Here is a 14,777-nt window from a genome sequence, read left to right as displayed (position 1 = left end):
CCTGCTCGATAAGTGAGCAGGGGAGCGGGCTTTGGCTTTTAAGGTTCTAGAGGTAGTCCGGCGCTGCTTCGAGACCGAAGTACTCTTCCAGGGTCGCGATGCCGCGCGTTGACATGTCAGTGGCAGCCTCCACACCGAGGTAGCGCAGGTGCCAGGACTCGTAAAAGTAGCCGGTGGTGTCGTGGAACATCCATGGATAGCGGATCACGAACCCGAACTTGTGGGCATTGGCTTTGGCCCATACAGCGGCGGGTTGCTCGGCAAAGCAAGGCTGGAAACTGCAGGCACCCGCACCGTCGCCAATGTCAAAGGCCCAGCCCGTTTGATGCTCAGAGTGTCCTGGCCGGGCGGATGCCCGGTCAGCGGCGGCCTGACCGGTGCTGGCGACATATCCGCCGTAGGTAGCTACCTGGGTGGAATAGGAACGGTAGCCAGAGGCTAACGTCATGATGACCCCTTCAGCGGCCGCGGCCCCGAACATCTTTTCGGCAGCAGCCGCCGTCGTGCTGTTCAGCAATGCCGCTTCGCCGCTGACGGCCAACCGCACGCCCGGCTGAACCAAATCTGCTGGCACGAAGTCCTGGGGAGCTAGTGGCCGGTGTTTGTTGACCACAACCCAGGGACTTGTGGGATCCGTGAGGGAGTGCTGAGGGGCAACGGCTTGCGAGGGGGCCGTGCTGGAGGGTGTCGCGCTGGCCGTTTCAACGGGTGCAGTTTCGGTGGCCGCAGCGCTTGGGGTGGCTGTGGAGCTCGTTACGGGAGCTGAGGGGGCTTCGCTGGTGGCGGTGGCGGCAACGGGGGAAGGTGTGGCGTTCTCAGGAGTGCAGGCGGCGAGGGCTGCCATTCCAGCGCCAGCGGTCAGCAGGCTTGCGAATACCCTCCGGGTAGGCAGCGGTGGAGGATTGTTGGGCACGCTAGACCTTCCTCAGCAGCATTCGGCGGATGGAGTGGTCTGCGTCCTTCGTGAGTACCAACTGCGCGCGTCCGCGGGTAGGCAGGACATTCTCCTCGAGGTTTGGCTCGTTGATCCGTTTCCAGATGCCTCTTGCCGTGGATTCGGCGTCGTCGTCAGAGAGTGTTGCGTAGCGGTGGAAGTAGGACTCGGGCTGGGCAAAGGCGGTGGTCCGCAATTTACGGAAACGGTCCACATACCACTCCTCGATGTAGCTGGTTTTCGCATCGACGTAGATGGAGAAATCGAAGAAGTCGCTGACGGCCAGTCCTTGTTTTCCGTCCATGCGGGGACGGGCGGGGGCAAGGACGTTGAGTCCTTCCACAATGAGGACATCCGGACGCCGCACCACAACTTCTTTGCCCGGAACGATGTCGTAGGTGACGTGGGAGTACCACGGTGCCCGCACTTCCTCGGCGCCGCCTTTGACTTCTGAAACGAAGCGAAGAAGTCCGCGGCGGTCGTAGGACTCGGGGAATCCTTTTCGCTCCAGGAGGTGCCGGCGCTTCAGTTCGGCCAGGGGATAGAGGAAGCCATCTGTGGTGATGAGTTCCACGTTGGGGGTACCAGGCCACCGCCTGAGCATTTCCCGGAGTACACGGGCGATCGTGGATTTACCAACAGCTACGGATCCGGCCACGCCGATCACGAACGGCGTGCGTTGGGTTTGCTCGCCCAGGAAGGTGGTGGTGGCCGCGTGGAGCTGGTGCGAGGCTTGGACGTACAAGTGGAGGAGGCGTGAGAGCGGGAGATAGACCTCCCGGACTTCCTTCATGTCCAAGGGGTCTCCGAGGCCGCGGAGGCGGAAGACGTCCTCTTCGTTGAGGGGCTGCTCCATCTGCGCTGCAAGTCTGGACCACGTTTGACGGTCCAGTTCTACAAACGGGGAAGCGCCGTCGCCATTAGCTTCGGTGCGTTGCAAAGTCACGCTCATGATTCTGCCCTCCGCGGGACGGATCAGGAAATGCACGACGACGGGCAGGTGAATTGTGAGTGGTGGCTGTCCACGTGAGGCTATGAGCTAGGACGTCCCACATCAGTTGTTTGGAGTAGACGCTAAGCTTGTGCCCATGTGTGGAATCGTAGGCTATGTTGGCAATTCGTCTCGCAAGGCAGCTGGTCACAGCGCCCTGGACGTCGTCGTGGAAGGGCTGCGTCGTCTTGAATACCGCGGCTATGACTCCGCTGGCGTCGCAGTGGTGGCTGACGGGACGATCTCGTCCCGCAAAAAGTCCGGCAAGCTGAGCAACCTGATCGCAGAACTGGAAGCAAACCCAGTTCCTGAATCCCTGACCGGCATCGGCCATACCCGCTGGGCCACGCACGGCGGACCCACCGACCGTAACGCGCACCCGCACCTCTCCGACGGCGGCAAGCTGGCGGTCATTCACAACGGCATTATTGAAAACTTCGCTGAGCTCAAGCAGGAACTGCTCGGCAAGGGCGTCACGTTCGAATCCGAGACGGACACCGAAGTTGCGGCCGCCCTCATCGGTGACATCTTCCGCACCCAGCTCAACGGCGACGGCGGTAACCTCACCGAGGCGATGCGCCTTGCATGCCAGCGACTCGAAGGCGCTTTCACCCTTCTCGCTGTCCACGCGGACCAGCCTGACGTCGTCGTGGCCGCCCGCCGCAACTCCCCGCTGGTTGTAGGCCTGGGCGACGGCGAGAACTTCCTCGGCTCCGATGTCTCCGGCTTCATCGACTACACCCGCCGTGCCGTGGAACTGGGCCAGGACCAGATCGTCACCATCACCGCGGACTCCGTGGAGATCACCGACTTCTTCGGTGCTCCCGCCGAGGGCAAGGAATACCACGTTGACTGGGATCCCGCTTCTGCCGAAAAGGGCGGTTTCAGCTCCTTCATGGAGAAGGAAATCCACGACCAGCCCGACGCCGTGGCGCAGACCCTCCTGGGCCGCTCGGACCTTGACGGAAAGCTGACCCTGGACGAGCTCCGCATCGATCCCGAGCTCCTCAAGCAGGTGGACAAGATCATCGTGCTGGCTTGCGGTACCGCGGCCTACGCCGGTCTGGTGGCCAAGTACGCCATTGAAAACTGGTGCCGTATTCCCACCGAGGTGGAGTTGGCCCATGAGTTCCGCTACCGCGATCCGATCGTTGACTCCAACACCCTGGTGGTGTCCATCAGCCAGTCCGGCGAGACCATGGACACCCTGATGGCCGTCCGTTACGCCCGCGAGCAGGGCGCAAAGACGATCTCCATCTGCAACACCAACGGGTCCACGATCCCGCGTGAATCCGATGCCGTGCTGTACACCCACGCCGGCCCGGAAATCGCTGTTGCTTCCACCAAGGCCTTCCTGGCGCAGATCACTGCTGCTTACTTGCTGGGCCTTTACCTCGCCCAGCTGCGCGGGAACATCTTCTCCGGACAGATCAAGGACGTCCTGGCGGACCTCAACAAGATCCCGGCCAAGATCCAGCACATCCTGGACAACGCCGGACCCCTGCGTGAATTGGCCCGCAGCATGAAGGACGAGAAGTCCGTGCTGTTCCTCGGCCGCCACGTTGGCTACCCGGTGGCCCTTGAAGGCGCTTTGAAGCTCAAGGAAATTGCCTACATCCACGCTGAAGGGTTCGCTGCAGGCGAGCTGAAGCACGGTCCGATCGCCCTGATCGACGATGGCCAGCCGGTCTTCGTTGTTGTGCCGTCCCCGCGTGGCCGCGACTCCCTGCACTCCAAGGTGGTCAGCAACATTCAGGAAGTCCGCGCACGTGGTGCCCGTACCCTGGTCATCGCTGAAGAGGGCGACGAATCAGTCAAGGATTATGCAGAGCAGGTCTTCTACGTTCCTGAAACCCCCACCCTGCTGATGCCGCTGCTCACCACCGTTCCGCTGCAGATCTTTGCTGCTGAACTGGCCGGCGCCAAGGGTTACGACGTCGATCAGCCGCGTAACCTCGCCAAGAGCGTCACCGTAGAATAACGCCATGATTGTTGGCATTGGCGTAGACGTTGTAGACATCGAGCGGTTTGGTCGTCAATTGGAACGAACACCGGGCCTTCGGGACCGCCTGTTTGTTCCTGCCGAGCGGGAACTCAACACCAGGTCCTTGGCCGCGCGTTTCGCGGCCAAGGAGGCTGTGGCCAAGGTGCTGGGCGCTCCGGCGGGCATGAACTGGCAGGACTGCTGGATCGGCCTCGACGAGAATGGACCAACCGTTCAGGTCAAGGGAACAGTGCTTGCCGTGGCCGAGGCCAAGGGTGTCAAGCGCTGGCACTTGTCCATGAGCCACGACGGCGGCATAGCAACGGCTACTGTCCTCGCCGAGGGCTAAACGGACCTTCAACAGTAATGATCAGCGCCTTCACCGGACAACAGATCAGGGATGCGGAACAGCCGCTCCTTGTCTCCGGTGAGGGCGCTGTTCTGATGCAACGGGCTGCTTACGGGCTGGCACAAGTGGTGGCCCGCGAGGTCAAAAGCAGGCGGAAGCTTGCCGGCGCCAGCGTCACTGTGCTGGTTGGAAAGGGCAACAACGGCGGGGACGGTCTCTTCGCTGCGGCTTTCTTGGCCCGCCGTGGAATGCGGACGACGGCGGTGCTCGCCGCCCCGGAAGTCCATCCTGAAGCGCTGGATGCCTTTGTTGCGGCCGGTGGCACCTTTGTGACGTTGGAGGCCGCCAACGCCGAAGAGCTCGCTGTCCTGTGCGCGGGCGACGACGTGCTTATTGATGCGTTGCTCGGAACTGGGGCACGAGGCGGCCTGCGCGGCGCTTCAGCGGAACTGGTTGCCTCGCTCCAGGAGTTGCGGCCACGCCTTGTGGTGGCCTGCGACCTCCCTAGTGGACTGGACGCCAACAGTGGTGAAGTGCATTGGCCGGTGTTGGATGCGGATGTCACCGTCACCTTTGGCGGCGTCAAAGCCGGGCTGATGGCGGATCCGGGTGAAGGGTGTGCCGGGCGCGTTGAGCTGATACCGATCGGGATAGAGAAATCCTTGGAACACCACCGCTCCGAGCTTCGCCGGCTCTCTGCCACGGACCTGGGGGCGTTGCTGCCCCATCCTGACCGGCGTGCCCACAAGTACTCACGCGGAGTTTTGGGCGTAGTGGCGGGTTCGGCGCGCTTTGCCGGAGCTGCTGCCGTGAGTGTTCACGCTGCTGCCGTCGCCGGAGCGGGCATGGTGCGCTACATGGGGCCTCCGGAAGCGGCGCAGCTGGTGCTGGCCCGTACCCCGGAAGCCCTCTGGGAAGAAGACCACCCCGGCCGGGTCCAAGCGTGGCTGTTGGGGTCCGGGGTGGATGGTGAAGAACAATTACAGCGTGCAAGGGATGCCGGCATGGGGGCCCTTGCCGACGACCTGCCGGTCGTGGTGGACGCCGGAGCTTTAGGTGTCTTGCCGGAACGCTGCCCCGCCCACTGGATACTGACACCGCATGCCGGGGAACTCGCCACCTTGCTGAACTCGCTGCCTTCAACGGGAGAAGTGAAAGTAACCCGCGACGACGTCGAATCCCGGACCCTGCACTATGTGCGGCAGGCCGCCGAACAAACCGGCGCCACAGTGCTCCTGAAGGGTGCCACCACACTCGTGTCCTCGCCGTCGGGCGTGGTTTTTAGCCAGTCCGAAGGCACCGCGTGGATGGCCACTGCAGGGAGCGGCGATGTCCTGGCGGGCGTACTGGGGGCCTTGCTGGCGCAGTCTATGGAGTTGATCCGCCACGACGACGGCGCTTACGCTGCCTTGGACTTGGATCCCGCCGACCGCTGGGCTGCCGTGGCTGCGGTTGCGGCGAGCGTCCACGGACGAGCCGGAGCCCTGGCATCCGAAGATTTGGGTGGAGGCCCCCTTACAGCCTCGGCCATCATGACGGCGGTTCCACGCGTCATTGGTTCGCTCAACGCGGAATACGACCGAACAAGACCCTAAGGTTGCTGTCGGTGTCTGGGGGCTTGAGTAGGCTTGCAACAGTTGTTCGCATCATCTAGAGGAGAACGCATGGAAGTCTGGCCTGGATCGGCTTATCCGCTGGGTGCCACCTTTGACGGCACCGGCACTAACTTCGCGCTGTTTAGCGAGAAGGCCGAAAAAGTGGAATTGTGTCTCTTCGACGACGACGACGGGGAAGTCCGCGTAGACGTTACCGAAGTAGATGGTTACGTATGGCACTGTTATCTGCCGCAAGTCCAACCGGGACAGAAGTACGGCTACAGGGTGCACGGTCCCTACGACCCCGACGCCGGCCAACGCTTCAACCCCAACAAGCTGCTGCTGGATCCTTACGCCAAGGCTGTCCACCGGCAGATTGACTGGGACCCGTCCTTGTTCTCGTACACCATGGGTGACCCGGATTCCCGGAATGACGAGGACTCTGCACCGCACATGATGCTGGGCGTGGTCATCAACCCGTTCTTTGACTGGGACGGCGACAAGCTCCTGCGGATCCCGTACCACAAGTCCGTGATCTACGAGGCACATGTCAAGGGCCTCACTCAGATGCATCCCGAAGTGCCCGAGGAGCAACGCGGCACGTACGCCGGCGTGGCACACCCGGCGGTTATTTCCCATCTGCAGAAGCTGGGCATCACGGCGATCGAACTCATGCCGGTGCACCAGTTCGTCAACGACGGCATTCTGCAGGACAAGGGCCTGAACAACTACTGGGGCTACAACACCATCGGCTTCTTCGCGCCCCACAACAGCTACAGCTCCAAGGGCGATACGGGGCAGCAGGTCCAGGATTTCAAAGCCATGGTTCGGGCGCTGCACACGGCTGGCATCGAGGTCATCCTTGACGTCGTGTACAACCACACCGCTGAGGGGAACCATCTGGGACCCACTCTGTCCTTCAAGGGCATCGACAACTCCGCGTACTACCGCCTGGTGGAAGACGACCAGAAGTACTACATGGACTACACCGGCACGGGCAACTCCTTGAATGTCCGCAGCCCGCACTCCCTCCAACTGCTCATGGACTCCCTGCGATACTGGGTCACCGAGATGCACGTTGACGGATTCCGGTTCGATCTCGCCTCCACGTTGGCTCGCGAGTTCTATGATGTGGACAAATTGTCCACCTTCTTCGAACTCATCCAGCAGGACCCCGTGGTTTCCCAGGTGAAACTCATTGCCGAGCCTTGGGACGTTGGCCCCGGTGGATACCAGGTGGGCAACTTCCCTCCGCAATGGACGGAGTGGAACGGCCAATACCGCGATACCGTGCGCGACTTCTGGCGTGGCGAACCTTCCACCCTTGGCGAGTTCGCTTCACGGCTGACCGGCTCGGCGGACCTCTACGAACACTCGGGGCGCCGACCCGTGGCGTCCATCAACTTTGTCACCGCCCATGATGGCTTCACGCTGGCAGACCTCGTGTCCTACAACGAGAAACACAATGATGCCAACGGCGAGGACAACAACGACGGCGAATCCCACAACCGTTCCTGGAACTGCGGTGCGGAGGGGCCCACGGACGATCCCACCGTCCTTGGCCTGAGGGCACGTCAGCAGCGAAACTTCATTGCCTCGCTGTTCCTGTCCCAGGGTGTTCCCATGCTCCTGCACGGCGACGAACTGGGCCGGACTCAGAACGGCAACAACAACGGCTACTGCCAGGATTCCGAACTGACCTGGATCAACTGGGAAACCGTGGACCAGCCGCTGATTGAGTTCACAGCAGCCGTCAGCGCGCTCCGCGCCAAACACCCCAGCCTGCGCCGCAGCCGCTTCTTCGACGGCCGACCTGTCCTGCGTGGAGAGGGCGAGCGACTCCCGGACATCGTATGGCTGGATGCCGACGCCAGCACCATGACTCCGTCCGATTGGGACGAAGCTCTGGGCCGGTCTGTGGGCGTGTTCCTCAACGGCGATGGCATCCATGGACGGGATACACAGGGCCGACGCATCACAGACGTCAACTTCCTGCTGTACTTCAACGCCGACCAGGACGAGGTGGGCTTCCGGATTCCTTCGGATGAATACGCGCCGGCTTGGGACGTCATGATTGATACCGCCGGAGAAGGTGCTGAAGCAGGTGTGGTCAAGCCAGACCAGATCCTGATGGTGGGCGGCAAGTCGCTGGTGGTACTCCGTGCCCACAGCACCCCGGAAATTGAACCCGATCACTCGGTGGCAGCGTCTCTTGCGGCCTTGACGCAGACGAGTACTCCGGAAACCGCATCCATTACCGCTCCGGCAGTAACGTCCTTGCCTTTCGACTACAAGAGTTCAGCGCCCGAGGGCAATGACGGTGAAGGTGAAACAAAGGAAACGGAAGCATGAGGACGCCTGTCTCAACGTATCGTCTCCAGATTCGCCCGGGTTTCACGCTGCAGGACGCGGCTGAACTCACCGGATACTTGCATACCCTGGGAATCGATTGGGTGTACGTCTCACCGATCCTGACAGCGGAAAAGGGTTCGGATCACGGCTATGACGTGACCGATCCCTCCACTGTTGATCCCTCTCGGGGAGGTCCGGAGGGGCTTGCGGCGCTGTCGCGGGCTGCGAAGGACAAGGGCTTGGGCATTCTGGCTGACATCGTGCCCAATCACATGGGGGTTGCTTCGCCCAAGCAGAACCCCTGGTGGTGGCAGCTCCTGAAAGAAGGCCGCGGTTCAAAGTATGCCGAGGCTTTCGACGTCGACTGGGACTTTGGCGGGGGAAAAATCCGCATCCCTGTCTTGGGAAGTGACGACGACCTTGATGAACTGAAGATCGTGGACGACGAACTGCGGTACTACGATCACAGTTTTCCGCTGGCCGAGGGCACATACACCTCAGGGGAGAGCCCGCGCGAGGTCCATGCACGGCAGCACTATGAGCTGGTTGGCTGGCGCCGGGCGGACGCCGACCTGAACTACCGTCGGTTCTTCGCAGTGAACACCTTGGCCGGAGTTCGCGTCGAAATTCCCTGGGTCTTTGATGAGTCCCATGGAGAGATCGTCCGTTGGTTCCGTGAAGGCCTGGTGGACGGGCTGAGAATCGACCACCCGGATGGGCTCGCCGACCCCGAGGGCTACCTCGCAAGGCTGCGCGAAGCGACCGGTGGTGCCTACCTGCTGGTGGAGAAGATCCTGGAACCGGGGGAGCAGCTGCCGGAGAACTTCGAGTGTGAAGGGACCACCGGATACGACGCCTTGGCTGACGTCGACCGTCTTTTGGTGGACCCGACGGCGGAGGAGTACTTAAACTCCCTCGATGCCCGTCTCCGGAATGCAGACGGTCCCGCGGATTACCACGACATGATTCATGCCACCAAGCGCCGGATCGCCGATGGGATCCTGCGCTCGGAAGTCCTGCGTCTGGCCCGCCTTGTGCCTGACTCCTTGGAGCTGCCGTTCGCCAAGGTAGCCGATGCCTTGGCTGAGGTCATATGCTGCTTCCCCATCTACAGGACGTATCTGCCCTATGGCGGGAAAACACTGACCGAGTCGGTGGAGAACGCCGCTAAGGAGCGCCCTGACCTGGCCAAGGTCCTCAGCCACCTTCAGCCGCTCTTGATGGATGAATCCAGTCTGCTTGCCCGGCGTTTCCAACAGACGTCCGGCATGGTGATGGCCAAGGGCGTGGAGGACACCGCCTTCTTCCGGTACACCCGTCTTGGGTCACTGACGGAAGTGGGCGCCGATCCCACGGAATTCTCCATCCCCGGCAATGTGTTCCATGAGCGCATGGCGCGGCGGCAACAGCTTTTGCCGCTGTCCATGACGACGCTGAGCACCCACGACACCAAACGGAGCGAGGATGCCAGGGCAAGAATCTCCGTGATCTCCGAGGCCGTACCGGAATGGGAGCTTTTCCTCGGCATCGTCCATGAGCTCGCGCCCATCCCGGATGGCCCCTTGTCCGCCTTGGTCTGGCAATCCATCGCAGGCGCATGGCCGGCAGATCGCCAACGGTTGCAGTCCTACGCCTTGAAAGCGGCACGGGAGGCAGGGAACTCCACCAACTGGACCGATCCCAACCAGGATTTCGAACGCCAGCTGGCAGCCGCCGTTGACGCCGTTTTCGATGTACCCGAGGTAGGAGCCGCCCTGACGAACTTCGTCAACGAGCTCGAACCTTTTGGTACCTCCAACTCGCTGTCCGCCAAGTTGATCCAGCTGACCATGCCGGGAGTTCCTGACGTGTATCAGGGGACGGAATTCAGGGACGGTTCACTGACCGACCCCGACAACCGGCGGCCCGTGGATTTCAAGGCCCGGATTGCCGCTCTGGAAGAGTTGGATCGCGGTGGCAAGCCAGCATTCACCGATGAGGCCGCCAAGCTTCTGGTGGTTTCCCGGGCACTGAGGCTTCGCCGTGACCGGCCGGAGCTGTTCGCCGGTTACCTTCCGGTGGCGGCCCAAGGCGCAGCAGCGGGACACGTGGTGGCCTTTGATCGCGGAGCCGAACGTCGGGGAGCTCTCACGGTCGCCACCCGCTTGCCCAAGCGGCTGGCCGCGGAAGGCGGCTGGCGGGACACGTCCATTGACGTGACCGTGAACTGCCGGGACGAACTCACCGGTGCCAGCTATGAGGCAGGTACCGTCCCTCTGGCCATCTTGCTGGAGCACTATCCGGTGGCCTTGCTGGTTCCAACGGACTGATTTCCGGACGGTGCGATCACCGTTTGGCGCTGATCGCACCGTCAACACCGTCATTGCAAAGCACGCTTGAAACACGTACAGGGGAGCATGATGCTGGAGCACGCTGCTGGAAAAAATCTTTACGACGTCTGGGCTCCAAAGGCAGATTCGGTGCGGTTGCTCGCCGGGGGCCACGAGTACGCCATGGAAAAGCACCACGACGGCGCCGCGGCCGGATGGTGGCGGGCGCCGGCTGACGTGCTGGCGCAGGAGGCCGACGGGGTGCGGTACGGCTACATCGTGGACGGCGAGGGACCGTTTCCCGATCCGCGCTCGCGGAGGCAGCCGGACGGCGTCCACGCACTGTCCGCCACCTTTGATCCTTCCGCCCATAAGTGGACGGACAACGAATGGAAGGGGCGGAGCCTCAAGGGTTCGGTCATCTACGAACTGCATGTGGGCACCTTCACCCCGGAGGGCACACTGGATGCCGCCGCAGGGAAACTGGATTACCTGGTGGACCTCGGCGTCGATTTCATCGAGTTGCTCCCGGTCAACGGTTTCAACGGTGTTCACAACTGGGGCTACGACGGCGTGCTTTGGTATGCCGTGCACGAGCCCTATGGTGGTCCCGCTGCCTACCAACGCTTTGTGGATGCGGCGCACGCTGCGGGCTTGGGCGTCATCCAGGACGTTGTCTATAACCACCTCGGGCCAAGCGGTAACTACCTGCCCAAGTTCGGCCCCTACCTGAAATCGGGGGAAGGCAACACCTGGGGTGATTCTGTCAACCTTGACGGCCCCGGCTCGGACGATGTCCGCCGCTACATCCTGGAGAACGCAGCGATGTGGCTCCGGGATTACCACGTGGACGGGCTCCGTCTGGATGCTGTGCACGCTTTGCGTGACGAGCGTGCCGTGCACATCCTTGAGGAGTTCGGGGCACTCGGAGATGAGGTAGAGGCCGGGACGGGGATTCCCCGGACCATGATTGCTGAATCTGATCTGAACAACCCGCGGCTCATCTACCCCCGCAAAGACAACGGCTACGGCTTGGAGGGCCAGTGGAGCGACGATTTCCACCATGCCGTGCATGTCAACCTCAGCGGGGAGACCACGGGTTACTACTCAGACTTTGACTCGCTCGCAGTCCTGGCGAAGGTCCTGGAGCATGGTTTCCTTCACGATGGCAGCTACTCCAGTTTCAGGGAACGGCACCACGGCCGGCCTATCAGGCACGACCTCGCTCACCCGTCCGCTCTTGTGGTCTGCCTGCAGAACCACGACCAGATCGGCAACAGGGCGATTGGCGACAGGCTCACAGCGTCGTTGTCGTACGGGAAGCTGGCCATCGGCGCTGTGCTGACCATGACGTCTCCCTTTACGCCCATGTTGTTCATGGGCGAAGAGTTCGGGGCTTCCACTCCATGGCAGTTCTTCACCTCCCACCCGGAACCTGAGCTTGGGAAGGCTACGGCGGAGGGGCGGATCAAAGAATTCGAACGCATGGGATGGGACCCTGCGGTTGTACCCGATCCGCAGGACCCCGAGACCTTCCAACGCTCCAAGCTCCAGTGGGACGAAGCCGGAGAAGGGGAGCATGCACGTTTGCTGCAGCTATACCGCGATTTGGCACAGCTGCGCCGTAACACTCCGGAACTGGTGGACGGAGGCTTCGGTGAGACGTCGGTTGAGTTCGACGACGACGAACACTGGCTGCAGTTCTCCCGCGGCACTGTCCGGGTGGTCTGCAACTTCGGGGACGAAACATGTGGCACGCCGTTGAATGGCTCCGTCATGCTGGCTACCGACGACGAAGTAGCCCTGAACGACGGGACGCTGACTCTTCCCGGCGGTAGCGCCGCCGTCGTGCGCGTCCACTAAATCCACTACAGAAACAGCGGTGACGGCGCCCACATAGCGGACGGCGCCGTCACCTCTGTTTCGTCAGTGGCAGGATGGTACGTATGACTTATTCGGCTGCGGAAAACCGCTACGAAACCATGCCCTACCGCCGCGTCGGACGCAGTGGACTCAAGCTCCCGGCCATCTCCCTGGGCCTCTGGCACAACTTCGGCGATGACAAACGGTTCGACGAACAACGCGCCATCCTGCGCCGTGCGTTCGATCTTGGTGTCAACCACTTTGACCTCGCCAACAACTATGGACCGCCGGATGGCTCGGCGGAGACCAACTTCGGCCGTCACCTCAAGGATGACTTCAAGCCGTACCGTGACGAACTGGTCATCTCCACCAAAGCCGGCTACTACATGTGGCCGGGCCCTTACGGCGAGTGGGGATCCCGCAAATACCTGATCTCCAGCCTGGACCAGTCGCTGGAGCGCATGGGTCTGGATTACGTGGACATCTTCTACAGTCACCGGCCTGACCCCGAGACGCCCCTGGAAGAGACCATGGGCGCGTTGGACTACGCAGTCCGGTCAGGCAAGGCCCTGTACGCGGGCATCTCGTCGTATACGCCGGAGCAGACGCTCGAAGCCGCCCGGATCCTGAAGGAACTCGGAACCCCGCTGCTCATCCACCAGCCCAGCTACTCCATGCTGAACCGGTGGACGGAGAACGGCTCACCCAATCTTTACGAAGCTCTGGATCAGGTGGGCGCAGGATCCATTGCCTTCTCGCCGCTGGCGCAGGGCATGCTTACCAACCGCTACCTCAACGGTGTGCCGGCAGACTCCCGTGCAGCCAAGGAACGGTTCCTGTCCGAATCGCAGCTGACCGAGGAGAAGCTGGACCGGGTGCGCGGCTTGAACGCCATCGCCGAAGGGCGTGGGCAGACACTCGCGCAGATGGCCATCGCGTGGATCCTGCGTGATCAGCCCAAGGGATCACCGGTGACCTCTGCACTGATTGGTGCCTCCAGCGTGGCCCAGCTTGAGGACACACTCAGCGCCATTAACAACTTGAAGTTCACCGCGGAAGAACTGACGGAGATCGACGAGTTCGCTGTCGAATCCGACATCAACAGGTGGGCGCAAAAGTAGCCGTCCAGCACTGACATAAACAGTGGGGGCCGGTAGGGAACAAAACCGGCCCCCGCTGTGTTGGCTACAATGCAAGTGTGCGCCGAATGGCGCCGTGCCTTTTAGCCGTGCCCTGGACTCAGTCAGGGATGCGCCTGGCACCTGAGGTTATTTCTCAAAAGGAGTTCCGTGTCTTCACATCCGATTCGTGTTGCCATTGTCGGCGTAGGTAACTGCGCCGCATCGCTGGTCCAAGGAGTTCAGTACTATCGCGACGCTGACCCCAAGGCCACGATCCCGGGTCTGATGCACGTCGAGTTCGGCCAGTATCATGTCAACGACGTTCAGTTCGTTGCTGCCTTCGACGTCGATGGCAAAAAGGTTGGGCTTGACCTCGCAGACGCCATCGGTGCCAGCGAAAACAACACCATCAAGATTGCCGACGTTCCCGCCACCGGTGTGACTGTCCAGCGTGGCCACACCCTGGACGGTTTGGGCAAGTACTACCGCGAGACGATCGTGGAGGCTCCGGAAGAAGCTGTGGACATCGTTGCCGCGCTCCGCGAAGCCAAGGCCGACGTCATGGTTTGCTACCTGCCCGTTGGTTCGGACCAGGCCGCCAAGTTCTACGCCCAGTGCGCCATCGACGCTGGCGTGGCCTTCGTCAACGCCCTGCCCGTCTTCATCGCCGGCACCAAAGAGTGGGCCGACAAGTTCACTGAAGCCGGTGTCCCGATTGTGGGCGACGACATCAAGAGCCAGATCGGTGCCACCATTACGCACCGCGTCATGGCCAAACTGTTCGAAGACCGCGGCGTCACGCTGGACCGCACGTACCAGCTGAACGTTGGCGGCAACATGGACTTCAAGAACATGCTGGAACGCGACCGCCTCGAGTCGAAGAAGATCTCCAAGACCCAGGCTGTTACCTCCAACGTTGAGGCTGAACTTCACGCTGACGACGTCCACATTGGACCGTCCGACTACGTGGCGTGGCTCGATGACCGCAAGTGGGCCTTCGTCCGCCTTGAGGGCCGCAACTTTGGTGACGCCCCTGTTTCGCTTGAGTACAAGCTCGAAGTGTGGGACTCCCCGAACTCTGCCGGCGTGATCATTGACGCCATCCGTGCGGCGAAGATCGGCTTGGACCGCGGAATCGGCGGCCCGCTGCTCTCCGCTTCCAGCTACTTCATGAAGTCCCCTCCGGAGCAGTTCAACGACGATCTCGCCCGCGACAAGGTTGAGGCCTTCATCCGCGGCGACATCGAACGCTAAACACCGCGACACACCAAACGCCCCC

At 61.9% G+C, this 14,777-nt stretch carries 10 protein-coding genes; 8 read left to right on the top strand and 2 right to left on the bottom strand.

Annotated elements, in window-relative coordinates; all coding sequences use genetic code 11:
• Positions 1-46 precede the first annotated feature (46 nt).
• Positions 47-913 (bottom strand): M15 family metallopeptidase, encoded by an 867-nt coding sequence (locus AR689_RS20410; protein ID WP_062073127.1) that lies wholly within the window; start codon positions 911-913, stop codon positions 47-49.
• A gap of 1 nt (position 914) precedes the next feature.
• A complete protein-coding gene (gene coaA / locus AR689_RS20405) occupies positions 915-1,886 on the bottom strand; it encodes a type I pantothenate kinase (RefSeq protein ID WP_024817559.1) in 972 nt (323 codons plus the stop codon).
• Between the two features lie 136 nt (positions 1,887-2,022).
• Between coaA and glmS the strand changes: the two genes are divergently transcribed.
• The 8 genes from glmS (at position 2,023) to AR689_RS20365 (ending at position 14,752) form a co-directional block, all read left to right on the top strand.
• Positions 2,023-3,906 carry a glutamine--fructose-6-phosphate transaminase (isomerizing) gene (gene glmS / locus AR689_RS20400; protein ID WP_062073125.1) on the top strand — a complete coding sequence of 628 codons (1,884 nt, stop codon included), beginning with the start codon at positions 2,023-2,025 and terminating at the stop codon, positions 3,904-3,906.
• A gap of 4 nt (positions 3,907-3,910) precedes the next feature.
• Positions 3,911-4,258: a holo-ACP synthase gene (locus tag AR689_RS20395; RefSeq protein WP_011775548.1), complete on the top strand. Its 348-nt coding sequence runs from the start codon at positions 3,911-3,913 to the stop codon at positions 4,256-4,258.
• Between the two features lie 17 nt (positions 4,259-4,275).
• Complete coding sequence (locus AR689_RS20390) at positions 4,276-5,853, top strand: NAD(P)H-hydrate epimerase (RefSeq protein ID WP_197412933.1); 1,578 nt, start codon at positions 4,276-4,278, stop codon at positions 5,851-5,853.
• Between the two features lie 69 nt (positions 5,854-5,922).
• Positions 5,923-8,205, top strand: a complete 2,283-nt coding sequence (glgX, locus tag AR689_RS20385; protein ID WP_062073123.1) for a glycogen debranching protein GlgX — start codon at positions 5,923-5,925, stop codon at positions 8,203-8,205.
• Positions 8,202-10,514, top strand: coding sequence for a malto-oligosyltrehalose synthase (gene treY, locus AR689_RS20380; protein ID WP_062073117.1), 2,313 nt, complete (start codon positions 8,202-8,204; stop codon positions 10,512-10,514). Before glgX ends, treY begins: the two co-directional genes overlap by 4 nt.
• Positions 10,515-10,604: 90 nt before the next feature.
• Positions 10,605-12,377, top strand: a complete 1,773-nt coding sequence (gene treZ, locus AR689_RS20375; RefSeq protein ID WP_062073115.1) for a malto-oligosyltrehalose trehalohydrolase — start codon at positions 10,605-10,607, stop codon at positions 12,375-12,377.
• An 83-nt stretch (positions 12,378-12,460) separates the two neighbouring features.
• Entirely contained in the window at positions 12,461-13,498 is a 1,038-nt protein-coding gene (mgrA, locus tag AR689_RS20370; protein WP_062073113.1) for an L-glyceraldehyde 3-phosphate reductase, read from the top strand.
• A 168-nt stretch (positions 13,499-13,666) separates the two neighbouring features.
• Positions 13,667-14,752, top strand: coding sequence for an inositol-3-phosphate synthase (locus AR689_RS20365; protein WP_062073111.1), 1,086 nt, complete (start codon positions 13,667-13,669; stop codon positions 14,750-14,752).
• Positions 14,753-14,777: the final 25 nt, after the last annotated feature.

Origin of the sequence: Arthrobacter sp. EpRS71 (assembly GCF_001512285.1) — a bacterium.
Classification (GTDB): Bacteria; Actinomycetota; Actinomycetes; order Actinomycetales; family Micrococcaceae; genus Arthrobacter.
Note: the sequence above shows the minus strand (reverse complement) of the source record. Positions and strands in the feature narration are given on the sequence as shown.

Excerpts from the sequence above, each read along its gene's own strand:
- coaA (WP_024817559.1), bottom strand. The coding sequence starts at position 1,886 with ATGAGCGTGACTTTGCAACGCACCGAAGCTAATGGCGACGGCGCTTCC.
- glmS (WP_062073125.1), top strand. The coding sequence starts at position 2,023 with ATGTGTGGAATCGTAGGCTATGTTGGCAATTCGTCTCGCAAGGCAGCT.
- AR689_RS20395 (WP_011775548.1), top strand. The coding sequence starts at position 3,911 with ATGATTGTTGGCATTGGCGTAGACGTTGTAGACATCGAGCGGTTTGGT.
- AR689_RS20390 (WP_197412933.1), top strand. The coding sequence starts at position 4,276 with ATGATCAGCGCCTTCACCGGACAACAGATCAGGGATGCGGAACAGCCG.
- glgX (WP_062073123.1), top strand. The coding sequence starts at position 5,923 with ATGGAAGTCTGGCCTGGATCGGCTTATCCGCTGGGTGCCACCTTTGAC.
- treY (WP_062073117.1), top strand. The coding sequence starts at position 8,202 with ATGAGGACGCCTGTCTCAACGTATCGTCTCCAGATTCGCCCGGGTTTC.
- treZ (WP_062073115.1), top strand. The coding sequence starts at position 10,605 with ATGCTGGAGCACGCTGCTGGAAAAAATCTTTACGACGTCTGGGCTCCA.
- mgrA (WP_062073113.1), top strand. The coding sequence starts at position 12,461 with ATGACTTATTCGGCTGCGGAAAACCGCTACGAAACCATGCCCTACCGC.